The 23,709-nt window shown below is 70.2% G+C and carries 16 protein-coding genes; 7 read left to right on the plus strand and 9 right to left on the minus strand.

Going from position 1 to position 23,709, the window contains the following annotated elements; genetic code table 11:
* Positions 1 to 138: 138 nt before the first annotated feature.
* Together G3T14_RS01410 and pbpC are read left to right on the plus strand one after the other, a co-directional pair.
* Positions 139 to 5,460: an alpha-2-macroglobulin gene (locus G3T14_RS01410; protein WP_163639331.1), complete on the plus strand. Its 5,322-nt coding sequence runs from the start codon at positions 139 to 141 to the stop codon at positions 5,458 to 5,460.
* A 64-nt stretch (positions 5,461 to 5,524) separates the two neighbouring features.
* Positions 5,525 to 7,588, plus strand: coding sequence for a penicillin-binding protein 1C (gene pbpC / locus G3T14_RS01415; RefSeq protein WP_348645187.1), 2,064 nt, complete (start codon positions 5,525 to 5,527; stop codon positions 7,586 to 7,588).
* A gap of 7 nt (positions 7,589 to 7,595) precedes the next feature.
* On the opposite strand, the gene gltX is transcribed toward pbpC, so the two are convergent.
* The 3 genes from gltX to G3T14_RS01430 all read right to left on the minus strand — a co-directional run bounded on the left by gltX (position 7,596) and on the right by G3T14_RS01430 (position 11,036).
* A complete protein-coding gene (gene gltX, locus G3T14_RS01420; RefSeq protein ID WP_163639230.1) occupies positions 7,596 to 8,942 on the minus strand; it encodes a glutamate--tRNA ligase in 1,347 nt (448 codons plus the stop codon).
* Positions 8,943 to 8,982: 40 nt separating this feature from the next.
* On the minus strand, positions 8,983 to 10,125 hold the full coding sequence (locus G3T14_RS01425; RefSeq protein WP_163639232.1) for a complex I NDUFA9 subunit family protein: 1,143 nt from the start codon (positions 10,123 to 10,125) through the stop codon (positions 8,983 to 8,985).
* Between the two features lie 194 nt (positions 10,126 to 10,319).
* A complete protein-coding gene (locus tag G3T14_RS01430) occupies positions 10,320 to 11,036 on the minus strand; it encodes a sulfate transporter family protein (RefSeq protein WP_163639234.1) in 717 nt (238 codons plus the stop codon).
* Positions 11,037 to 11,253: 217 nt separating this feature from the next.
* Between G3T14_RS01430 and G3T14_RS01435 the strand changes: the two genes are divergently transcribed.
* Positions 11,254 to 12,567, plus strand: a complete 1,314-nt coding sequence (locus G3T14_RS01435) for an NAD(P)/FAD-dependent oxidoreductase (protein WP_163639333.1) — start codon at positions 11,254 to 11,256, stop codon at positions 12,565 to 12,567.
* Between the two features lie 36 nt (positions 12,568 to 12,603).
* On the opposite strand, the gene G3T14_RS01440 is transcribed toward G3T14_RS01435, so the two are convergent.
* From G3T14_RS01440 to rlmN, 5 genes are all read right to left on the minus strand, one after another.
* A complete protein-coding gene (locus G3T14_RS01440) occupies positions 12,604 to 12,975 on the minus strand; it encodes a hypothetical protein (protein ID WP_348645188.1) in 372 nt (123 codons plus the stop codon).
* A 188-nt stretch (positions 12,976 to 13,163) separates the two neighbouring features.
* Positions 13,164 to 13,949, minus strand: coding sequence for a lysophospholipid acyltransferase family protein (locus tag G3T14_RS01445; RefSeq protein WP_163639236.1), 786 nt, complete (start codon positions 13,947 to 13,949; stop codon positions 13,164 to 13,166).
* Between the two features lie 112 nt (positions 13,950 to 14,061).
* Positions 14,062 to 15,816 (minus strand): gamma-glutamyltransferase, encoded by a 1,755-nt coding sequence (gene ggt / locus G3T14_RS01450; protein ID WP_163639238.1) that lies wholly within the window; start codon positions 15,814 to 15,816, stop codon positions 14,062 to 14,064.
* Positions 15,817 to 16,308: a hypothetical protein gene (locus G3T14_RS01455; RefSeq protein ID WP_163639240.1), complete on the minus strand. Its 492-nt coding sequence runs from the start codon at positions 16,306 to 16,308 to the stop codon at positions 15,817 to 15,819.
* Positions 16,309 to 16,476: 168 nt separating this feature from the next.
* Positions 16,477 to 17,766: a 23S rRNA (adenine(2503)-C(2))-methyltransferase RlmN gene (rlmN, locus tag G3T14_RS01460; protein WP_163639250.1), complete on the minus strand. Its 1,290-nt coding sequence runs from the start codon at positions 17,764 to 17,766 to the stop codon at positions 16,477 to 16,479.
* 237 nt (positions 17,767 to 18,003) lie between these two features.
* Here rlmN and G3T14_RS01465 point away from each other — a divergent pair, with 237 nt between their 5' ends.
* Positions 18,004 to 18,246: a hypothetical protein gene (locus G3T14_RS01465; RefSeq protein WP_163639252.1), complete on the plus strand. Its 243-nt coding sequence runs from the start codon at positions 18,004 to 18,006 to the stop codon at positions 18,244 to 18,246.
* A 21-nt stretch (positions 18,247 to 18,267) separates the two neighbouring features.
* Here the strand turns inward: G3T14_RS01465 and G3T14_RS01470 are convergent, their stop codons facing one another.
* Complete coding sequence (locus G3T14_RS01470) at positions 18,268 to 20,151, minus strand: sigma 54-interacting transcriptional regulator (protein ID WP_163639337.1); 1,884 nt, start codon at positions 20,149 to 20,151, stop codon at positions 18,268 to 18,270.
* A gap of 262 nt (positions 20,152 to 20,413) precedes the next feature.
* Between G3T14_RS01470 and G3T14_RS01475 the strand changes: the two genes are divergently transcribed.
* From G3T14_RS01475 to G3T14_RS01485, 3 genes are read left to right on the plus strand one after another with little or no spacing between them, the layout of a single operon-like run.
* The gene (locus G3T14_RS01475; protein ID WP_163639254.1) at positions 20,414 to 21,775 is read left to right on the plus strand and encodes a CmpA/NrtA family ABC transporter substrate-binding protein; all 1,362 of its coding nucleotides are present in this window, start codon (positions 20,414 to 20,416) and stop codon (positions 21,773 to 21,775) included.
* A gap of 12 nt (positions 21,776 to 21,787) precedes the next feature.
* Positions 21,788 to 22,630, plus strand: coding sequence for a nitrate ABC transporter permease (gene ntrB / locus G3T14_RS01480; RefSeq protein ID WP_163639256.1), 843 nt, complete (start codon positions 21,788 to 21,790; stop codon positions 22,628 to 22,630).
* Positions 22,631 to 22,648: 18 nt separating this feature from the next.
* Positions 22,649 to 23,608, plus strand: coding sequence for an ABC transporter ATP-binding protein (locus G3T14_RS01485; protein ID WP_163639258.1), 960 nt, complete (start codon positions 22,649 to 22,651; stop codon positions 23,606 to 23,608).
* Positions 23,609 to 23,709 lie beyond the last annotated feature (101 nt).

Here is a 23,709-nt window from a genome sequence, read left to right on the forward strand (position 1 = left end):
CAGAGCCGTCGCCGGAATTCCAGAGAGTCGGCGTCCGGTCCGGTGCTTATCGCCGTTGCGGGCGAGACGCGAGGTGCTACGGTCCGGCAACGCACCGGCAGGCCTTGAGTCGGCCGCCATAAGAAGACGGGATCGATGATGTCGGGATCGACCAGACTCGGGCGCTCGGCCAGCTGCATCGCCGCTGCCCTCCTCGCCGGATTCGTCGGGTTTGCGGCCACCGCCGAGGCGCAGACGAGCCCCGGCAAGGCCGCCCCGTCCAAAGCCGCCCCCGCCAGACCCGGCAAACTCCTGAAGACCTTCCAGCGCGACGATCTCGCCAGCGACGGCGTCCGTCTCGAATCCGCTCTCAAGGCCGAGGCGGGTACGGCCGCCTTGCGCCCGGCCGCCAAGGCGCGGGCCGAGGGCGACGCGCTGGTGGAGGCGGAGAAGCCGGCCGAGGCGCTCAAGCCCTTGAGCCTCGCGGTCGTCGCCGAGCCGAGCGACCCCGACAATTGGCTCGCCTATGCGCGCGCCGCCAGCACCGTCGGCAATAGCGAGGCCGGAGACTACGCGAGCCGCCTGCGCCTGCGCCGCAATGCGCGGGCCGCCGCCTACCAGGGCTACCTGCGGGCGACCGCCGCCCCTGCCGAGGCGGAGGCCCTGGCGACGTTGGGCGAGGTCTATGCCGACGAATCCGAATGGCGCCCGTCGCTGGAGGCCTATCGCGCCAGCCTCGCGCTCGCCGACGAGGCCGGCGTGCGCGAGACCTACGAGGGTCTGCGCGCCGAGCACGGCTTCCGCATCCTCGACTACAAGGTCGATTCGGATGCCGCCGCTCCGCGCGTCTGTTTCCAGTTCTCGGAGGGGCTCGCGGCGAAGGCCGACTTCACCCCCTTCGTCGCGGTCTCGGGTGCGGCCAACGCCGCCGTCACCGCCAGCGGCCAGCAGATCTGCGTCGATGGCCTCAAGCACGGCGAGCGCTACGCCTTCGTCCTGCGCCAGGGGATCCCGTCTGCGGCCGGGGAGACGCTCCTCAAATCCGCCGATTACGAGGTCTACGTCCGGGACCGCTCGCCTCAGGTGCGCTTCACCGGCCGCAACTACGTCCTGCCCCGCAGCGGACAAGCCGGAGTGCCGCTGGTCTCGGTGAACGCGCCCAAGATCGACGTCGAGGTTCTGCGCGTCGGCGACCGCGGCCTCCTGCCCTCGCTGCGCTCGGAAGATTTCCTGTCGCAACTGAATGGTTCGACGGCAAAGACCATCGCCGATCAGAAGGGCATCCGGGTCTGGAAGGGCGTGCTCGACACCGCCAAGGCCGACCTGAACCAGGAGGCCGTCACCGCCTTCCCGGTGCTCCAGGCGGTGGGTAAGCTCGAGCCCGGCATCTACATCATGCTGGCTCAGGCGAGCGGGGTCGCCGGCACACCGGACGAGGAGGGCGGCTACGAGCAGCAGGCCACGCAATGGTTCGTGGTCTCGGACCTCGGTCTCACCGTGTTCAAGGGCCGTGACGGGGTTCACGTCTTCGCCCGCTCGCTCGCCTCCGCCGAGGTGGTGGCCGGGGCCGAGATTAGGCTGGTGGCGCGCAACAACGAGGTGCTGGCCACCGCCAAGACCGACGGCCAGGGCCACGTGGCGTTCGCGCCGGGCCTCGCCCGCGGGGAGGGCGGCATCGCGCCCGGTCTCGTGGTGGCGCAGCTCGCCGACGATTACGGCTTTCTCGATCTCAATCAATCCGCCTTCGATCTCACCGATCGCGGCGTGAAGGGTCGGCCGCAGCCCGGCGCCGTCGAAGCCTATGTCTTTCCCGAGCGCGGGGTCTACCGCTCGGGCGAGACGGTGAACCTCACCGCCCTGCTGCGCGATGCGCAGGGCGTCGCGGTGCCGGAGGTGCCGGTGACGCTGGTGGTGAAGCGCCCCGACGGCGTCGAATATCGCCGCACGCAAGTCGCCGATGCGGGGCTGGGCGGCCGCGGATACCCGCTGCCGCTGATGGCCGGCGCGATGCACGGCACGTGGCGGGTGGCGGCCTATACCGACCCCAAGGCGCCGGCGATCGGTGAGGCGAGCTTCCTGGTGGAGGATTACGTCCCCGAGCGCCTCGACGTGACCCTGTCCAGCGCGACCCCGACATTCACCAGGGGCGCGCCCGCCACCATCGCGGTGGCCGCGCGCTATCTCTACGGCGCACCGGGCGCCGGCCTCGACGTCTCGGGCTCCGTCCTGGTGCAGCAGGCCGCCACCAGCGGCATCAAGGGCCTGGACGGCTTCTCCATCGGCCTCGACGACGAGCGCGTGGAGGCCGCGTCCGCCGAGATCGAGGCCCACGCCACCACCGACGCGAAGGGCGCCGCGACCCTCGTGGTGCCTGTGCAGACCCTCAGCGCTCCGCGCCCCGTCGAGGCCAAGATCACGCTTCAGGTCGGCGAGCCGGGGGGGCGGGCACTCAGCCGCAGCCTCACCCTGCCGATCCTGCCCGAGGGTCCGGTGCTCGGCATCCGCAAGACGTTCTCCGGCGACCTCGCCGAGGGCGGCACCGCCGGGTTCGACGTGGTGATGGCCGCCCCCGACGGGCAGCGCCTCGCCCAGGCCAATGTTGCCTGGACCCTGCAACGGGTCGAGAAGAACTACCAATGGTACCGCGAGGGCGGGCGCTGGTCGTTCGAGCCCGTCACCAGCACCCGTCGCATCGCCGACGGAACCCTCGACCTGAAGCCCGACGCACCGGGCCGGGTCGCCGCCAGCGTGACCTACGGCACCTACCGGCTTGAGGCGAGCGTGCCCGGCCGGCCCGCCGCCGCCGCGAGCGTCACCTTCACGGTGGGCTGGGGCGGCGGCGAGACCGCGGATGTGCCGGACCTACTCGATCTGCGCCTCGACAAGCCGGCCTATGCGGCCGGCGAGACCCTGCGCGCCCGACTCCAGCCGAAGTTCAAGGGGCAGGCGACGCTGGCGGTGGTGAGCGACAAGGTCCACGCGCTGCTCACCGTGGACGTGGCCGCCGGGGGAACCACCGTCGACATTCCGGTGAAGGCCGAATGGGGGGCGGGCGCCTACCTCGTCGCCACCGCCTACCGGCCCCTCGATCAGGCGGCCAAGCGTCTGCCCGGCCGCGCGCTCGGTGTGGCGTGGTTCGCGGTGGACAAGGACAGCCGCAGCCTCACCGTCACCGTGGACGCGCCGGCAAAGACCCGGCCGCGCGAGACCCTGACCCTGCCGATCCAGCTCGCCGGGCTGAAATCCGGCGAGGAGGCGCGGGTCACGGTGGCGCTGGTCGATGTCGGCATCCTCAACCTGACGCGCTACGAATCGCCCAATCCCTTCGGCCACTTCTTCGGCCAGAAAGCGCTCGGCCCCGAGATCCGCGACGTCTACGGCTACCTCATCGACGGCATGCAGGGCACTCTCGGCGCCATCCGGTCGGGCGGTGATGGCGGCGCCGGCGAACTCGCCGATTCGCCGCCGAGCCAGGCCCCCTTGGCCCTGTATTCCGGCCCCGTCACCGTCGGTCCCGACGGCAAGGTGAGCGTGAGCTTTCCCCTGCCGGCCTTCAACGGTACCGGCCGGGTCATGGTCACCGCCTGGAGCAAAGCCAAGGTCGGCGCGGCCCAGGCCGACGTGATCATCCGCGATCCGGTGGTGCTCACCGGCACGCTGCCGCGCTTCCTCAACGTCGGCGACCGCTCGCGCTTCCACGTCGCCATCGACAACGTCGAGGGGCAGGCCGGCGACTATACGGTGGATCTCGACCTGGCCGGGCCGGTCCTCGTCGGGGCCGAGGCGGTGCACAAGACCCTGCGGCTGGAGGCCGGGGCCAAGGGCGCCCTGGTGATTCCGCTCACCGCCGCCGGCCCCGGCCTGGCGCGCCTCGACGTCAACCTCTCCGGACCCGGCATCACCGGCAGCGTCGGCCAGAGCTTCTCGCTCGCCATCGGCCCGGGCACCGGCGCCCTGGCGCGCCGCTCCGTGCGGCCCCTGGAACCCGGCGCCAGCGTGTCCCTGACCAATGAGCTCCTCGCCGACATCCTGCCGGGCACGGGCGCGGTCTCCGTCTCGGCCTCGAACCTGGCCGGCATCGACGTGCCGGCCCTGCTCCAGGCCCTCGACCGCTATCCCTATGGCTGCTCCGAGCAGACCGTCAGCCGGGCGATGCCGCTGCTCTACGTCAACCGGCTCGCCTCCCTCGACAAGCTGGGGCTCGACGATCAGGTCGACGAGCGCGTGCGTGCGGCGATCGAGCGGGTGCTCGCCCGCCAGAATTCCTCCGGGGATTTCGGGCTGTGGTCCACGGACGGATCGAGCGACACTTGGCTCAACGCCTATGTCACCGACTTCCTCACCCGTGCCCGCGAGCGCGGTTTCGCCGTGCCCCAGACCGCGTTCTCCAATGCGCTCGACCGCCTGCGCAACACCGTGGCCAACACCACCGAGGTGCGGGACGGCGGCATGGACATCGCCTATGCGGCCTATGTTCTGGCCCGCAACGGCCGGCCGGTGATGGGCGATCTGCGCTACCTCGCCGACACCAAGCTCGGCGACTTCGCGACGCCGCTCGGGCGCGGCCAGATCGCGGCGGCGCTGGCGCTGCTGGGCGATCGCGGCCGGGCAGCCAAGGCGTTCGAGGGGGCGGTGGCCGCCCTGAAGACGCCTGTCGATGCCGCAGCCTACCGGCCGGATTACGGGTCGCGCCTGCGCGACGGCGCCGGCCTGCTGGCGCTCGCCGCCGAAACCGGTCTCGCCCGCGACAGCGTGCAACCGCTCGGCGCGGTCATCGCCCAGGAACGGGCGAGCGGGCGCACCACCAGTACGCAGGAGAACGCCTGGATGGTGCTGGCGGCGGAGGGCCTGTCGAAGGAGGCCGAGGCTCTGCGCTTCACCGTCGACGGCAAGCCGGAGTCGGGCGCTCTCGCCCGCCTCTATCGGGGCGCGACGCTGGAGACCAAACCCGTCACTATCGTCAATGCCGGCAGCACCACCGCACAGGCGGTGATCAGCGTCACCGGCAACCCGATCGCGCCCGAGCCGGCGGAATCTCATGGCTACACGGTGGAGCGCAGCTATCATCGCCTCGATGGGTCGGCTGTGGATCTCGCCCAGGGCGTGCGCCAGAACGATCGCCTCGTGGTGGTGCTGAAGGTGACGGAGGCCAAAGCCAGCGCCGGCCGCCTGCTGCTGGTGGACCGCCTGCCGGCGGGCCTGGAGATCGACAATCCGAAGCTGCTCGATGCGGATGCGCTCACCGGGCTCAGCTTCGCCAAGTCGGACGTGACGCCGGTCCATACCGAGTTCCGCGACGACCGCTTTATCGCCGCCTACGAGCGCACACCCGAGCAATCGGCCTTCTTCCGCGTGGCCTACACCGTGCGCGCAGTCTCGCCGGGCACCTACGTCCACCCGGCCGCCACCATCGAGGACATGTACCGCCCCGATCGCTTCGGCCGCACCGGCTTCGGCGCGGTGGTGGTGAGCGCGAAGTAGGGCGGTGGCAGCACCGCGCAGAGGCGCGTCTGCCTCCCCCAGAAAGGGGGGAGGCTTTCGCCGAGTGGTCGTTGCCGTTGCCGTCGCGGTCCTCGCCAGCGCGAGCGCCGGTCTCGCCCTCTGGCGTTTCGTCGCCACGCTTCCACCGCTCGACCTCACCCAGGCGGAAGCCCGCTCCACCGTGGTGCTGGACCGGGATGGACAGCTCCTGCGCCCGTTCGCCACCCAGGACGGGCGCTGGCGGCTGCCGTTGACCGCGGCGCAGGTCGATCCGCGCATGCGCGCCATGCTGATGGCCTACGAGGACCAGCGCTTCCTCCAGCATCCCGGCATCGATCCGGCCGCGAGCGTTCGCGCGGCGTGGCAATGGCTGAGCCATCGCCGCATCGTGTCGGGGGCCTCCACCCTGTCGATGCAGGTGGCCCGCTTGGTCGAGCCGCGGCCCGAGCGGTCGCTCACCGCGAAACTCCGCCAGATGGTGCGGGCGGTGCAGCTGGAACGCCGGCTCGGCAAGGCGGGCCTCCTCGACCTCTACCTCGCGCTCGCGCCCTATGGCGGTCCGGTGGAGGGCCTGAGGGCGGCGAGCCTCGCCTATTTCGGACGTGAACCGGCGCGGCTGTCCTTCGCGGAAAGTGCGCTGCTGGTGGGCCTGCCGCAGGCTCCCGAGGCGCGCCGGCCGGACCGTTTCCCGCAGCGCGCCCGCGCCGCCCGCGACCGGGTCCTCGACATCGTCGCCGCGCGCGGGGTCATCACGGTCGCGGAAGCACAAAGCGCGAAGGCCGAACCGGTCCCGACCGCGCGAAGGCCGTTCCCGATGGTGGCGGCGCATGCCGCCGAAGCGGTCGTCGCGGGCGATCCCGCCGCGCGGGTGATCCGCCTCGCCATCGACGGCCGGCTGCAGGCGAGCCTCGAACAGCTCGCCGCCGAGCGCGCCGCTGCCATGGGACCGGGCATCTCGGCGGCGATCCTCGCCCTCGACAACCGCACCGGCGCGGTGATCGCGCAGGTCGGAAGCCCCGGCTATCTCGATACCACCCGTTCGGGCGCCATCGACATGACCGGCGCCATCCGCTCGCCGGGCTCCGCCTTGAAGCCGTTCATCTACGCGCTCGCCTTCGAGACCGGCCTTGCTCATCCCGAGACCCAGCTCGACGATCGGCCTGTTCGCTTTGCCGGCTACGCGCCGGAGAATTTCGATCTCGGCTTCCAGGGCAGCGTGACGGCGCGGCGGGCGCTTCAGCTCTCGCTCAACGTACCGGCGGTGGATCTGCTGGAAGCCGTGGGGCCGGCCCGCTTCATCGCCCGGCTGCGTTCGGCCGGTGCCCGCATCGACCTGCCGCGCGATACCGCGCCGGGCCTGCCGGTGGCGCTGGGCGGCCTCGGCATCACCCTCACCGACCTCGCCCGCCTGTTCTCGGGGCTATCACGGCAGGGTCTCGTGCCGAACCTCGTGCGCCGGCTCGACGGGCCGGCGCAGGTATCGCTCGCGGAAGGCCGCATCACCGAGCCGGTCGCAGCCTGGTACGTCGCCGATACCTTGCGCGGGGCGCCGCCGCCGGAGAACGCCCTGCCGAACCGGATCGCCTACAAGACCGGCACCTCCTATGGCTATCGCGATGCCTTGGCGGTGGGCTTCGACCGCCGCGTCACCATTGCGGTCTGGGTGGGCCGGCCTGACGGCAATGCCGTGCCGGGCCTCGTCGGACGGGTGGTTGCCGCGCCGATCCTGTTCGACGCCTTCGCCCGCTACGGCGGCGAGCCGGAGGCGGTGGCAAAGCCACCCGAAGCGCTGGTGACCACCACCGCCGGACTGCCTCCGCCCCTGCGCCACATCCGGCGCGACATCCCCAAGACCCTGTCGGCGGCGTTGGGCGGCGCGCTCAAGATCGCCTACCCGCCCGACGGTGCCCGGATCGATCTCGGACTGGCGGAATCCGGCCCGTCCACAAGTCTTGCCCTCAAGGCGCTCGGCGGCGTGCCGCCGCTCACTTGGATGGTCGACGGCCTGCCGGTGGCCGGCAGCGCCCGGCGCCAGTCGGAATGGCGGCCGGAGGGCGCCGGCTTTGCCCGAATCTCGGTGATGGACGCGTCCGGCGCCAGCGACAGCGTGCTGGTCCGGATCGAATGATCGGCATTCAGGCCGTCAGCCGCGCCAGCACCGCGTCGCGGCCGATGAGTGGCAGCAGGCCGGCGAGATCGGGCCCGTGCTCGAGCCCGGTAAGGGCGAGGCGCAGCGGCATGAACAGGGCCTTGCCCTTAGTGCCGGTCTCGGCCTTCACCGCACCCGTCCAGGCCTTCCACGTCTCCGCGTCCCAGGGCTCGGACGGCAGCAATGCGGCGGCGGCGGCGATGAAGCCGGCATCCGGGATCACCGGCTCCACAGGGCCGGCGACCACTCGCCACCAGTCGCCGGCTTCGGCAACCTTGGCGAGGTTCGGCCGGACCGCCATCCAGAACGCCTCCGCCCGCTCGGGCGGCACGCCCTGCGCTGCGAGTCGGTCGCTCACTTCAGTGAACGGCATCGCATGGACGAGGCGGGCGTTGAGGCCGTCGAGCTCGTGCGGATCGAACTTGGCGGGCGCGCGTGAGATGTGGGCGAGGTCGACCAGACCGGCGAGTTCGTCCAGTGAGGCCACCGCCCGCACCGCCTCGGCCGAGCCGGTGAGCACCGCGAGCGAGCGCACGGCGCCGGGCTCGTAGCCGGCTTCGCGCAGGCCCCGCAGGGAGAGGTGGCCGAGGCGCTTCGACAGGCCCTCGCCATCCGCCGTGGTCAGGAGGTTGTGGTGGCCGAACACCGGCACCGGCTGCCCGAGCGCTTCGAAGATCTGCACCTGCACGCCGGTATTGGTGACGTGGTCCTCGCCGCGGATGACGTGGGTGATCCCCATCTCGGCATCGTCCACCACGGAGGGCAGCGTGTAGAGGTAGCTGCCATCGGCACGGATCAGCACCGGATCTGAGAGCGAGGCGCAATCGACATGCGCCTTGCCGCGCACGAGGTCGTCCCATTCGACGGTGCGGGCCTCGAGCTTGAACCGCCAATGCGGCGTGCGCCCCTCGGCGTGCAGGGCGGCGCGGTCGGCTTCGGTGAGGTCGAGGGCGGCGCGATCGTAGATCGGCGGCATTCCACGCCCGAGCTGGCGCCGCCGGCGGCGCTCCAGCTCCTCCTGCGTCTCGTAGCAGGGGTAGAGCCGGCCGATAGCCTTGAGCTGCGCTGCCGCCGCATCGTGGATCGCCACCCGGTCGGACTGGCGCGCGAACAGGTCGGGCACGATGCCGAGCCAGGCGAGGTCCTGTGCGACGGCCTCGGCGAATTCCGCCGTGGAGCGCTCGCGGTCGGTGTCGTCGAGGCGCAGCAGGAAGCGGCCGCCGCGCGCGCGGGCGAACAGCGCATTGAGCAAGGCCGGCCGGGCATTGCCGATATGCAGGTAGCCGGTGGGGGAGGGCGCGAAGCGCACCAGGGGGGGCGTGTCCGAAGTCATGCCCGCCCTCTAGACCATTTCTTCCGGCGAGGGGATGGGGTCAGCCGCGGGTGCCCCAGCGGGTGCCCATCCGGCTCGGCAGCGTGGCATCGGGGCCGAGGGCCGGACCGCTCGGCTTGGCCGGCTTGTAGGGCTCGGGTGCCAGGGTTTCGGGCACCTCGCTCTCGGACGGGCCTTCGGGCTTGGAGAACTGTCCGGCCTTGCGGAAGCGCCAGAGATAACCCGGCACCACCGCCTCCATGGCGGTGGGCCGCAGGCCGATGCCCTCCAGGGTCCGCCCTTCCGCCTTGGCCGCCTCGGAGACGACGTTGTCGTTCTGCAGCAACGTCACCTGGTCGCGAGTGAGCTTCAGCGACGCCGGCAGCAGGCCGAGGGTCAGTGTATCGACGATCTCCAGCGCGCGGGCCTGGAGCATCGCGGCCGGGCGCGGCAGGTCGAGCACCGTACGTTTGCGCAAGGTGACCTTGAGCATGTAGCGCACCAGGGCATCGAGGGTTTCGACTTCGGGCCCACCGAGTTCGTAGATCTTGCCCGCCGGCACGCGGCCCTCCACCGCGCGGGCCACCGCCTCGGCGACGTCGGCGACGTAGACCGGCTGGAACCGGCTCTGCGCACCCGCCAGCGGCAGCACCGGCAGTGCGCGGGCGAGGGAGGCGAAGCGGTTGAAGAAGCTGTCGCCGGGGCCGAAGACCAGCGAGGGGCGCAGAATCACCGCATCCCCGCCGGCCTCGAACACGCGGGCCTCGCCCTGGGCCTTGGTGCGGGCATAGACCGAGGCCGAATGGGCATCGGCGCCGATGGCCGAGACGTGGACGAGGGGGGCTCCGATGGCGGCGGCCGCCCGCGCGATCTCGCCGGCCCCGTCCGCCTGCAGCTTGAGGAAGCTCTGCTTGCCGGTCTCCTGCAGGATGCCGACGAGGTTGACCACCACGTCCGAGCCCTCCACCGCGCGGACGATGGAGTCTGGATAGCGCAGGTTCGCCTGCACGGCGACGATCTGGCCGACGCGGCCCAGGGGCTGCAGGAACAGCGAGAGGTCCGGCCGGCGCACGGCCACGCGGATACGGTAGCCGCGCTTGGCCAGCGCCCGCACCACGTGGCGCCCGAGAAATCCCGAGCCGCCGAATACGGTGACGAGCTGGGCATCGGGGCGGGTGAGGGGGAGGGTCTCGAAGCCGGTCATCGCTCAAGGTCTCGAAAAGCGGCCCCGATGCGCCCTGCCGTGTCCCCGATCGGGGCACGGGTCCGCACCGGTCCTTGCCTGATGCCGGCCTGGTACGACCGACGCGCCTTATCTAGAGCAGAACGTGCCCGCGCGGGAGCGGCGCATTTCCAGAAAATGCGACAGGTACGGCTCGATCGTCGAGCCGGCACCCTTCAGGATAACCGACTCGGCGTCTCCTGCCCGATCGCGGGGTGGCGCCGGCTCAGGCCCTTGTGGACGTGGACCATCAGGGCGATGCCGAACAGCGGCGTCAGCAGGTTGAGCACCGGCACCACCATGAGGCCGGCGAGCAGCGCGCCCGCCGCCATGGTGGTGAAACCGTAGTGCCGCCGCATGGCGCCGGCCTCCGGCATCGGCCGGAAGCGACCGGCGGCGAGTTCGAAATACTCGCGCGACAGCAGGTAGGCGTTGGCGCCGAAGAACGCGATGAGGTTCACTCCGGGCACGAAGAACAGGATCAGCGCCACCAGGTTCACCAGCAGCGCGAGGCCGGCAAAGCGCAGCGCGTAGAGCATCGCCTTTCCGAGCGGCAGGGCGATGCCCGGCGCATCGTTGGGAAAGTCGGTGCGCTCGACGATCTCGGCCGCGTCGTCGAGGAAGTAGCCCGCCACGAGGATCGACACGGCCGGCATCACGTAGGCAAGGCCGACGAACAGCCCGGCCCCGGCGAAGAACACCGCCAGGGTGTCGAGGAAGGGATAATCCACCGAGAGGTGATGGTTCGACAGGAACCAGCCGATCGCCTTGGTCAGCGCGAACCAGATCACCACCAGGAGTCCGAGGGTGAGCGCCAGCGATTTCCACAAGATGGCGCGCAAGGGCGGCGAGAACACCTGTCGGAGGGCGGCGAAGGCGGCCTGGATGAGCATGCCGTTCGATCCTGTCGTCTCAGCGGAAAGCCTGCGGGCGCCGCCCCCGCGCGCCCCGTCGACCCGAGGTTCTGGCGATGCCGGCGGGCGAGCGCAAGTCCGGGGCGTGCGGATCGCCCACCGCCACTGGTGCAGGTGTCGCCCGGCGCCGCTCTCTGGTAGGTCGGCCTCCACCCCGAGGACCGGTACGAGACCGCTGCCCATGAGGACCCCAGCCATGCGGATTGCCGCGACGCGTCCCGAGCATGAGCGCCTGCCGCCGAGTATCGCGCCGCGCCTGGCTCCGCTGCCGGCGGACCCGGAGGTGGTCGTGGTGGGTGCGGGGGCTGCTGGAATCGCGGCGGCGCGCCACCTCGTCGCATCCGGCCTACGGGTCGCGGTGCTCGAAGCGCGCCCCCGGGTGGGCGGACGGGTGGTGACGGCACATCTGCGCGGCCACGCGATCGATCTCGGCGCGCATTGGCTGCATGCGGGGCCGATCAACCCGCTGGTGCAGCTCGGTGCGGAGCGGGGCGAACCCCTGCGCATCGCCGCGCAGGAAAGCCACGTCTTCGTAGCGGGCCGGCCCGGCCGGCCGGCCGAGCAGGCCGCCCTCGGCCGCGCCTTCGCCATCGCCGACCGGGCCATGAGCAACCAGGCCGGCTGGGATGCGCCCGATCGGCCGGCAGCGAGCGCCCTGCCGCCGGGGCTCGGGCCCTGGGGCCGACGGGTCGCGCTGGTGCACGGCCTCGTCTCGGGCCGACCGCTCGAAGAGGTGTCGCTGCAGGACTTCCCCAGCATGGAATACGGCGACAACCGTTTCATCGCCGGGGGCTATGGCGGCTACCTCGCCCGCCTGGCGCAAGGACTGCCGATCGCCCTCGCCACCCCGGTGACGCGGATCGATTGGTCCGGCCCCGGCGTCGCCGTCGAGATCGCTTCAGGCGTAATTCTGCGGGCCAGGGCGGTGATCGTGACGATCCCCACCATGGCGATGCGCGCCCAAGCCTTGTTCCAGCCGGTCCTTCCCGCCGCGATGGCCCAGGCGATCGACGGGTTCAGCACCGGCATCTACGAGCATGTGGTGCTGCATTGGCCGTCGAGCCCGTTCCGCGGGGCGGACCGAATCGCCAGCGTGATCGGCGGGCGCCACCGGCCACCGGGCCTGCTCACCCGCGTCGACGGCACGCCGTTCCATTATTACGAACTCGATGCGCCCACGGCTGCTGCCCTCGATGCCCGGGCGGTCGGGCCGGACGGTGCCCGGCGTCTCGTCCGGACGGCGCTCGCCGCGCATTTCGGGCACCGGGCCCTGCACGACCTCACGATCCCCATCGTCAGCGAGTGGCGGCACGATCCGTGGTCGAAGGGATCGTGGGCGGTGGTGCCGCCCGGCCATGCCGGGGCGCGCCAGACCCTTCAGGCGGATGTGGACGGTAAGATCTGGTTTGCCGGCGAAGCGTTGTCGCGCCTGCAATGGGGCACGGCCGGCGGCGCCTATGCCGAGGGGCTGCGGGCCGCAGAGGCCGTCGCGGACACCCTCACAGCCTAGGCGCGGAACGAGGCCGCCGCGGCCGCGAACACGGATTCAGTTGATGCTATCGGCCATCCGCTCGACGGCGAGATCGGCCACGACGGCGCGGCGCTCGGCCTCGTCCTCGGCCAGACGATGGACGTGCATCTCGGTGGCGCCCTGGTGGCGGGCGCGGGCGATCCAATTGCGGGCCAGGCGCTCGCGCGGGCTCTCGCCGGCAGTCGCCACGGAAATGAGCTCGCCGATCCCGGCCGCATCGCGACGGACGGCGATCACCACCGCCTCGCCCATGTCGTCGAGTTCGAGCTCGGCCAGATCGTGGATGCCGACGACGTAGCGCCGGCCCGAACGGCCGCGCCAGGCGCTGAGCACCAAGGCGGGCGTGCCCCGCAATCCGGCGGTGGTCCTCAGGCGTTCCTCGTGCACTTGCCGTCTCCGTGCTCGATCGTCCGTCCGGTCGCAGAGTGCGACCGCCCAGGACAGCGTTCTCTTGTTCGCCATTTGTTCCAGAATAATCTTAACGGTTCGTTGGCGTCAAGAACGACGCCGTTCTGGTTCCGGCGGAGAGAACGAATCGAGTTATCCACAAGCAGTCCACAGGCGGCCGGCCCCGCTCAGGCGGTGCGCGAGCGATCCCGGTCGGAGGCCGGCTCGGACTCGGGCAGCGCGAGGCCACGGGCGGTGAGATCGGCACGGCCGGCGGCCAGCAACAGGTTAGAGGCGGTCTCGATTCGGTCCTGGACCACGTCGAGGAACCGCGTGCGGTCGAGGCCGTGCGGGATCGACGGCAGGAACTCGATGATCGTCGTGCCGGGGCGGCGCACGAGGCTCCGGCGCGGCCAGTGCAAACCGGTATCGAGCGCGACGGGCACGCAGGGCACTCCGAGGGCGGCGTACAGATGGGTGATGCCGAGCTTGTAGGCCGGCTTCGCGCCGGGGGCACGGCGGGTGCCCTCGGGGAAGATGATGAGCTGGCGGCCATTGCGGATGGCCTCGGCGGCGGCCTCGTTCATCGCCCCCATGGCGCGCGCGCCCTTCGCACGGTCGATGGCGACCATGCCGGAGCGCGAGAGGTACCAGCCGATGAGCGGGATCCAGAGGAGTTCGCGCTTGAGGATGTAGGCGAAGTCCGGAAACACCGTGACGAGGGCGAGCGTCTCCAGGGCCGACTGGTGCTTGGCCGCCACCAGCACCGCGCCGGGGGGGATGGTCTCCAGGCCGCGGAACTCGACGGTGATGCCGCCGATCACCCGCAGCAGCCACAGGGTGATGCGACCCCACATCTGCGCCAGCCGGATCACGCCGCGGCGGGAGACCAGAGTCGGCAATCCGCCCACCGCGATGAGCGTGGTGACGCAATAGAACGCGATGTTGAACGCAATGGAACGGACGATGAGCATCGGCAACCCGGATGATGCGCCCGCAACCGCGCGCGACCCGTGTTCCGTGTAGCGCGGGCCGTTCGGTCGCACCATCCGCCGGGACGCGGAGCAGGCGACGCCCCGCGCAGCGTCAATAGCCTTCGGCGAGGGTTCCGCGTTGGCGCGGATCGGCGGCGCCGGCGAGAAGTCCGTCCGCCGCCATCACGGAGTTGGCCGAGCCGGAGGTCGATCCGACCACGACCTTGTGGCCGCGGGCCCGCAGCAGCGCGATCGTATCGGGGGAGAGGCCCTCCTCCGCCATCAGCGCGTCGGGCCGCCACTGGTGGTGGATGCGGGGCGCCGCCACGGCCTCGGCGAGATTCATCCGGAAATCGAGCACGTTGACGATGACCTGCAGCACCGTGGAGATGATGCGGCTGCCGCCGGGACTGCCAGTGACGAGGATGAGCCGATCACCCTCGAACACGAAGGCGGGAGTCATCGACGACAGCGGGCGGGCGCCGGGCGCCACGGCGTTGGCCTCCCCGCCGACGAGGCCGTAGGCGTTCTGGGCGCCGGTCTTGGCGGAGAAGTCATCCATCTCGTTGTTGAGGAGAACGCCGGTGCCCTCCGCCACGAGGCCGAGGCCGTAGGAGAAGTTCAGGGTCGTGGTGTTGGAAACCGCGTTGCCGTCCCCGTCCACGACCGAGAAATGCGTGGTCTGGTCGGATTCGTAAGGGAGCGGATCGCCGGCCTTGATCGCATCGGCTGGACGGGCGTGAGCCGGGTCGATGGCCGCCCGCAGGGTCTCGGCGTAGGGCTTGGCGGTGAGGCCCTCCACCGGCACGTGGGTGCGGGCCGGGTCGCCGAGCCAGGTGGCGCGGTCGGCATAGGCCGGCTTCATCGCCTCGGCCAGGGTATGGATCGCATCGGCGCTGCCGGCCCCCATGCGGGCGAGATCGAAGCCCTCCAGGATGTTCAGGATTTCGATGAGGTGGATGCCGCCCGAACTCGGCGGCGGCATCGAGACGATGGCATGGCCCCGATAGGTGCCGCGCACCGGCTCGCGGACCACCGGCCGGTAGGCGGCGAGATCGCCGGCCTGCATCACGCCGCCGGCCTGCATCACGCCGCCGGCCTCGCGCACGGCCGCCGCGATGCGCTCGGCGATGGGGCCAGCGTAGAAGGCGTCGGGCCCGAAGGTGGCGATCGCCTTCAGGGTGCCGGCGAGGTCGGACTGGACGAGGCGCTCGCCCCGCGCCAGCGGCCGATCGCCGGCAAAGAAGATCGCCCGGCTCGATGGCCAGCGCCCGAGGAGGCCGGCGGCGCGGGGCAGGGAATCGGCCAAACCGCCATCGACGGCGATGCCGTCGCGGGCCAGCGCCTCCGCCGGGGCGATGAGCTGGGCCAGGGTCAGCCGGCCCGAGCCGTAGAGGCGGTGTGCTTCGGCCAGCCCCCGCACGGTGCCGGGTACGCCGACCGCCTTGCCGCTGCGGGTGGAGGCGGCCCTGTCGGGCTCGCCTTTGGCATCGAGGAACATGTCGGGTGTGGCCGCGACCGGTGCGGTCTCGCGATAATCGATCGCCACGCTCTCGTGGTCTTCGGCGTGGTGGATCAGCATGAAGCCGCCGCCGCCGAGATTGCCCGCCCGCGGCAGGGTCACGGCCAACGCGAAGCCGACCGCGACGGCGGCATCGACGGCGTTGCCACCGGCCTTGAGGATGTCGACCCCGATGCGGGTGGCCCGCGCCTCCTGCGACGAGACCATGCCGTGGGCCGCGATCACCGGCAGCAGGCGGGCATCGTCGGCCTGGATCGGCGGCAGCTCGGCCACGCCTTCTGCGAAGCAGGGCGGGCTCAGCGCGATGAGCAGTGACAGGGCGATCGGAAGCGAGCGGCTGCGCATTCACACGGCTCCGTGGCGATGGTCCCGGCGGCCGGCGATCAGCCAATAGATCAGGCCGGACGCCGCCCCGGTGAGAAACAGGATCGCGGTGATGCGGCCTTCGAGACCCAGCGCCGCAACGCTCCCGCCGGTGCGCGCCGCGCCGCGCGCGAGCCAGGGCACCAGGGCGGTGAGAAGGCCGGTACCGGCGCCGTACCATATGGCGGAGCGCCAATTCAGTGTCTCGCCGAGAACAGCGATCAGGACCGGTGGCACCACCAAGAGCACGAACAGGGCGCGGGCGAAGGCGACCCCCGCGAACAGCAGCGTCTCCGGGCCGATGCCCGAGGCGAGATCGTTCAATCCCGAGAACAGGCCCACCAGTCCGAGCTGGCCGAGCACCTCCCGCGAGACCGGATCGAGAAGCGCCCCGAGGCCGAGGATCGCGGCGCCGCACGGGATCGCCAGCAGAAGCGCGAGGCTTCCGACGAAGAGGCGACCGATAAACCTCATGCGGATGGTCTCATGGCGAATGCGGATGATCGCAGCGGAGCGGGGGCGCGGTGCAAGCCATAGGGCCGGTCCGACAGGGTCGGCCCTTTCATTTGCCATCGCCCCCTTCTGGAAGGAGACGGCTCCAGGCGTGGCTCAGTCTTCCGAACTGCGCCTGCGAAGACCCGATCAATCCTCGTCGCCGTCGTCGCCCCCGGCATAGACACCCTCGGCGCCGATGCCGTCCTCCAGCATCATCCGGGCGCGGGCGCGCAGCTTTTCGGTCTCGCTCTTGAGCTGGCCGCAGGCAGCGAGGATGTCGCGTCCGCGCGGCGTCCGCACCGGAGACGCGTAGCCGGCTTCGTAGACGATCTCCGAGAAGCGCTCGATCCGCTCCCAGTCGGAGCATTCGTAGATGCTGCCGGGCCAGGGATTGAACGGGATCAGGTTGATCTTGGCCGGGATCCCCTGGAGCAGGCGCACCAGCTCGCGCGCATCCGCATCGGTGTCGTTGATGCCCTTGAGCATTACGTACTCGAAGGTGATGCGCCGGGCGTTGTTGAGGCCGGGATAATGGCGGCAGGCGGCGAGGAGCTCGGCCAGCGGATACTTGCGGTTAAGCGGCACCAGCGTGTCGCGCAGGTCGTCGCGCACGGCGTGGAGCGAGATCGCCAGCATGGCATGCGCTTCGGTGCCGAGCCGTTCCATCTGCGGCACGACCCCGGAGGTCGAGACGGTGATGCGCCGGCGCGACAGGCCCAACCCCTCCTGATCGGCCATGACGCCGACGGAATCGATGACGCTGTCGACGTTGTAGAGCGGCTCGCCCATGCCCATGAAGACGATATTGGTGACGGGCCGGCGGGTCTCGTCGGCACCGGGCGCCGTCGGATTGAGCCCGGCCCAGTCGTCGAGATGATCGCGCGCCACCACCACCTGGGCGACGATCTCGGCCGCCGTCAGGTTGCGCACGAGGCGCTGGGTGCCGGTGTGGCAGAACGAGCAGGTGAGCGTGCAGCCGACCTGGCTCGAGACGCAGAGCGTGCCGCGGCCGCGGCCGGGAATGTAGACGCACTCGATCTCGGCGCCGCGATTGTGGTCGTGCTTGCCGGTGGGCGCCATGCGCATCAGCCACTTGCGGGTACCGTCGCGCGACACCTGCTCGGTGATCACCTCCGGCCGGTCGAGGGTGTAGGCCCGCGCCAGATCCGCCTTGAGGGTCTTGCTGACATTGGTCATCGCATCGAAGTCGCGCGCCCCGCGCACGTTGATCCAGTGCCAGACCTGGCCGACGCGCATGCGCTGCTCACGCTCGGACACGCCGATGTCGGCCAGGCGCGCCTTGAGGTCGACGCGGGTGAGGCCGACGAGCGACGACCGGCCGAGCGGCGTCGCCGCCGGCTCGAAGTCAGGGATCTTCTCGATTGCAGGACCAGCGCTCGCGTCGCGCCGGGCGGTGTCGAACGACGCCGTCGCCATGATCTGTCTAACCTTCGGACTTGGAATCGTTTGGATATAGGGGATTCGCGCGTGGAACGCGAATGCAGGCTCGGCTCACTCGGCTTCGATCGCCACCGCCCGCCGCCTCGGGCGCGGGAGTTCGCGCGTCGCGGCCCGGTTCGCGCAGGCAGGTCGCACCGGCTACAGGGTGCGATTGCTCTGGCTCCCCCCTCTGCAACCCACCCTAACCTGTGATAAGCGGAAGGCATGAAGCCCGTGAGTCGCTGCGTTCGGACCATCGAAACCGCATTCGCCGCCACGGGACCGTCGGCGTCCCGGAGCATCGATGCTGCGCTCGACGAACTCGAAGCGCATTATCCGCGCGTGAGCGAGCGGGTCGTCGCACTGGAAGCGGTGTTCCAGGCCTTCGCTGCGCGTCATCGGGGGAAGGGTGACGCCTCCGGCGGCACCCTTATTTCGGCCCTCGTCGATCGGCGCCAGGATCGGCTGATCCTGTGATCCTGAGCCCGGGGCAAGCTCCTACTTGCGCACCAGCCCATATGCCTTGATCCGCGAGGCCAGGGTCGTCGGCTTCACCCCCAGCATCTCGGCCGCGCCCCCGGCGCCAAACACCCGCCCATTGGTGAGCGCGAGGGCCGCGGCGATGTCGGCCTTGTGGCGGGCACGGCGCTCCGCCTCGGTGATGGGGGCGCCGGCCAGCACGGCCGAGGCGGGGACTTCGACGGACCGGACGTCGTCGGCCTCCGGCAGGTCGAACCGCAGGCGGCCGCGCACCGCCAGGATCGCGGCGCGCTCGATGATGTTTTCGAGTTCGCGCACGTTGCCCGGCCAGTCGTAGCGCACGAGGCGGCGGACATCGCCTTCGGTGAGGCGCAGGTCCGGCGCGTTGAGCCGCCGCATGACGCCGCGCAAGACATGCTGGGCGATGAGGGGGATGTCTTCGGGGCGCTCGCGCAGCGGCACCGCCGAAACCGGAAAGACGTTGAGGCGGAAATACAGGTCTTCGCGAAACCGGCCGCGCTTCACCTCGGCCTTGAGGTCGCGGTTGGTGGCGGCCACCAGCCGCACGTCGACGGCGCGGGTGCGCTCCTCGCCGATGCGCTCGAACTGGCGCTCCTGCAGCACCCGCAGCAGCTTGCCCTGGAGGTCGAGGGGGATCTCGCCGACCTCGTCGAGGAACAGGGTACCGCCATCCGCCAGTTCGAAGCGCCCGACGCGATCCCGCAAGGCGCCGGTGAAGGCGCCCTTGGCATGGCCGAAGAACTCGCTCTCGAACAATTCGCGCGGGATCGCCGCGCAGTTCACGCGGATCAGTGGCCGGTCGCGGCGGCGGCTCGCCTCGTGGATCGCGCGGGCGATCAGCTCCTTGCCGGTGCCGGATTCGCCGGTGACCAGCACGGTGGCGTCGGTGCCGGCCACGAGATCGACCTGCCGCAGGGTCGCCTCGATGGCGGGGGATCGGCCGATGATGCCCTGGTGGTGGCCGCCCTCGCGGATTTCCTCGCGCAAGTAGGCGTTCTCGAGTTCCAGGCGCTCGCGCAGGGAATCGACTTCCGCCAGCGCGGTCCGCAGGCGCTCGTCGGCTTCGCGGCGCTGGCTGATATCGCGAAACACGATGACCGCGCCGAGGAGGCGGCCCCGGTCGCGGATCGGCGTCGAGGTGTATTCCACGAAGAACGGCGTGCCGTCGCGGCGCCAGAACACCTCCGTATCGACCTGATGCACGACGCCGTCGCGAAACGCGGCGTAGATCGGGCAATCGTGGTGCGGGTAGTGGCCGCCGTCGAGATGGCTGTGGTGGACGGTGGCATGCATGTCGCGCCCGACCAGGTCGCTGGCCTCCCAGCCGAGCATCCGTTCGGCCGCCGGATTGATGAAGGTGGTGATGCCGTCGGCATTGACCCCGTAGATGCCCTCGCCGGCCGCGCGCAGGATGAGCTGGTTCTCGCGTTCGATATCGCGAAAGATCCGCTCCATGCGCTGCCATTCGGTGAGGCCGGCCCGCATGTGCGCGTCGGCCTCGGTATCGACCAGTCGGCGGCGGCGCTCGTCGAGGTCGAACAGGCTGACGAGGATGTGGCCCGGCGCGTCGGCCAGAACCGCTCCGCTGTATTCGAGGTGGAGCGTGTGGCCGTCCGCATGCAGCGGCGTCAGCGCATGGGTCCAGTCGCGCCCGCGGGCCTGGACGGCCTGGGTGAAGACGATGAGGGTCGGCACCTGATCGGGATGGAGCGCGGTGACGCGCATGTCCCGCAGCACTTCGCGCGGATAGCCGAGCAACCGGAATGCGGCCGGGTTGGCGTCCCGGATCGCATCGGCCACGGGATCGAGCACCAGCATCGCTTCCGGCGCGCCGGCGAAGGCCGGGCCGTAATCGGTCGGGGAGAGGGATCGAGGATCTATCACGATGCTGCGGCCTCCCCCGAATCGATCCGGAGACGCGAGGCGGAGCCCGGATGCAGGTCAATGGTTCGCGCTTCGACGCGCCGCGCAATCCCTGACTACGAAATCTCGTTTAGGGTGTCACGAAAAATCGTAGTCTACGAAAACCCGTAGTTTGCGTCGGAAACGCTAAGCCGCTGATGCATATCGAAAAACAGAAACTCTCAAATCTGGCACACCGCTTGCGGAAACGGTCCCGACCCCGAGGGAAGGCATCCGCGACATGGCGCTCTTCGACGATCCGTTCAACGCCCGCCTGACGCTCAAGCGCGGCGGATGCTCCTGCGGCGCTCATGGCAGCCAGGCCGAGCACGAGGCCGCAGCTCCCAGCGGCGACGCGCAGATGAACCGCGTGGTGGAGAGCGCGGTGATGCGCGCTCTGTTCCCGCAGGACGCCCAGCGCCGCGCCTTCCTCAAGAGCGTGGGGGCCGCCACCGCGATCGCCGCGGTCAATCAGTTCCTGCCGACCGGGTTCGCGGCCGAGGCCCTGGCCCAGGCCGGTGCCCCGGAGAAGAAGGCCCTCAAGATCGGCTTCATCCCGATCACCTGTGCGACGCCGATCATCATGGCCTCGCCGATGGGCTTCTATGCCAAGCAGGGGCTCGACGTCGAAGTGGTGAAGACCGCCGGCTGGGCGGTGATCCGCGACAAGACCCTGAACAAGGAATACGACGCCGCGCACATGCTGGCGCCGATGCCGATCGCGATCTCGCTGGGGCTCGGCTCGACGCCGACCCCGTACACGATGCCGGCGGTGGAGAACGTCAACGGCCAAGCGATCACGCTGGCGATGAAGCACAAGGACCGGCGCGACCCCAAGGACTGGAAGGGCTTCAAGCTCGCGGTGCCGTTCGACTATTCGATGCACAATTATCTGCTGCGCTACTATCTCGCGGAAGCCGGCATCGACCCCGACACCGACGTGCAGATCCGCGCGGTGCCGCCGCCCGACATGGTGGCGAACCTCCGCGCCGAGAACATCGACGGCTTCCTCGCCCCCGATCCGGTCAACCAGCGCGCGGTCTATGACGGGGTCGGCTTCATCCACCTCCTGTCGAAGGACATCTGGGACCGGCATCCGTGCTGCGCCTTCGCGGCCTCGCAGGATTTCGTGACGCAGACGCCCAACACCTACGCGGCTCTCCTGCGGGCGATCATCGAGGCGACGGCCTATGCCTCGAAGGTCGAGAACCGCCGCGAGATCGCCGCCGCCATCGCCCCAGCGAACTACCTCAACCAGCCAGTAACGGTGGTGGAGCAGGTTCTCACCGGCACCTATGCGGACGGTCTCGGCGGCGTGAAGAAGGTCGCCGACCGGGTCGATTTCGACCCCTTCCCCTGGCAGTCTTTCGCCGTGTGGATCATGACCCAGATGAAACGCTGGGGGCAGATCAAGGGCGACGTCGATTACGAGGGCGTCGCCAAGCGGGTGTTCCTCGCCACCGACGCGGCCCGACTCATGCAGCAGAACGGCATGACCCCGCCCACCGCCACGACCAAGTCCTTCTCGGTGATGGGCAAGGTGTTCGATCCGGCCAAGCCGAAGGAGTATCTCGACTCCTTCGCGATCAAGCGCGCGATCTGAGGGGCGACGTCGATGCCGCGCGCCTCCCTCAACCTCCGGGCGGCCATCGTGTCGCTGGGCCTGCTCGCCCTGTTCCTCCTCGCCTGGCACCTCGCGGTGAGCGGGCGGGGCGCGACCCAGGCGATGGACCCGGAATACGCGGCGCTGATGGGGGCGAGCGCCACCACCGGCAAGTCGGCGATGCCGGGTCCGCTCGATGTCGCCGCCACGATCTGGGGCCACCTCAAGGATCCGTTCTATGACCGCGGCCCCAACGACAAGGGGCTCGGCATACAGATCGCCTACTCGATCGGCCGTGTCGCCCTCGGCTACGGCCTCGCGGTGATCGTCGCGATCCCGGTGGGATTCCTCATCGGCATGTCGCCGCTGATGGGCCGGGCGCTGAACCCCTACATCCAGCTCCTGAAGCCGGTCTCGCCGCTGGCCTGGATGCCGCTCGCCCTGTTCACCATCAAGGATTCGGGGCTGTCGGCGATCTTCGTGATCTTCATCTGCTCGCTTTGGCCGATGCTGATCAACACCGCCTTCGGTGTCGCCGGCACCCGCAAGGAATGGCTCAACGTCGCCCGCACCCTGGAGGTCGGCCCCCTGCGGCGGGCCGTCACGGTGATCCTGCCGGCGGCGGCGCCGACGATTCTGACCGGCATGCGCATCTCCATCGGCATCGCCTGGCTCGTCATCGTGGCGGCCGAAATGCTCGTGGGTGGCACCGGCATCGGCTACTTCGTCTGGAACGAGTGGAACAACCTCTCGATCACCAATGTGATCACCTCGATCCTGCTCATCGGTGTCGTCGGCATGGTGCTCGACCAGGTGCTGGCCCGCGCGCAGGCCCTCGTGACGTTTCCCGAATAGATTTGCCGGAGTGAACGGATGAACGCGCTCACGCCCTTCGCGCAGGTTACGCCCGTCTCGACCACGACGTCCCCCAGCCTGGAATCCGCGCGCATGTCGGACGACAAGTTCATCTCGATCGAGGGCATCGCCCGGCGCTATCCGGCGCCCGGCGGAAAACAGACCACCGTGTTCGAGAACCTGTGGCTGCCGATGAAGCGCGGCGAGTTCGTGTGCATGATCGGCCATTCGGGCTGCGGCAAGACCACGGTCCTCAACATCCTGGCCGGGCTGGAGGCGCCCACCGAGGGCGTCGTCATCGCCGCCGGCCAGGCCATCGAGGGGCCGAGTCTCGACCGCGCCGTGATCTTCCAGGGTCACGCCCTGCTGCCGTGGCGAACGGTTCTGGGCAACGTCGCCTACGCGGTGTCGTCGCGCTGGCGGAAAGCCCCGCGGGCGGAGATCGAGGCGCGGGCCAAGAAGGCGATCGCCCTGGTGGGGCTCGCCGGTTCCGAGCACAAGCGGCCGTCCGAGCTGTCGGGCGGCATGAAGCAGCGCGTCGGCATCGCCCGGGCGCTCGCCATCGAGCCGAAGATGCTGCTGATGGACGAGCCGTTCTCGGCCCTCGACGCGCTCACCCGCGGCACCTTGCAGGACGAGGTTCGCCGTATCTGCATCGAGACCGGCCAGACCGTGTTCATGATCACCCACGACGTCGACGAGTCGATCTATCTCGCCGACCGGATCGTGCTGATGACCAACGGCCCCCACGCCAAGGTCGCCGAGATCGTCGAGAACCCGCTGCCGAAGGACCGGTCGCGCACCGAGTTGCACCGGCAGCCTGGCTACTACGCCCTGCGCAACCACCTCATCGACTTCCTGGTCGCGCGCTCGAAGACCCTGCGGGACGCGATGCCGGCCGGCTACGACCCGCGCCATCCGCCGGTGGTGCGCCTCGCCCTCACCGAGGCCGATACCGCCGCCGCGGCCCTCGGCTGACCTCCTCCACCCTTTCACACCAAGAACGATACGGGAGACACACAGCCATGAAGCGCGAAGACCTCACCGAGAAGCTGCTCGACATCAAGCGCGAGAAGGGC

It is taken from the genome of Methylobacterium sp. BTF04, from assembly GCF_010692745.1.
Lineage (GTDB): Bacteria > Pseudomonadota > Alphaproteobacteria > Rhizobiales > Beijerinckiaceae > Methylobacterium.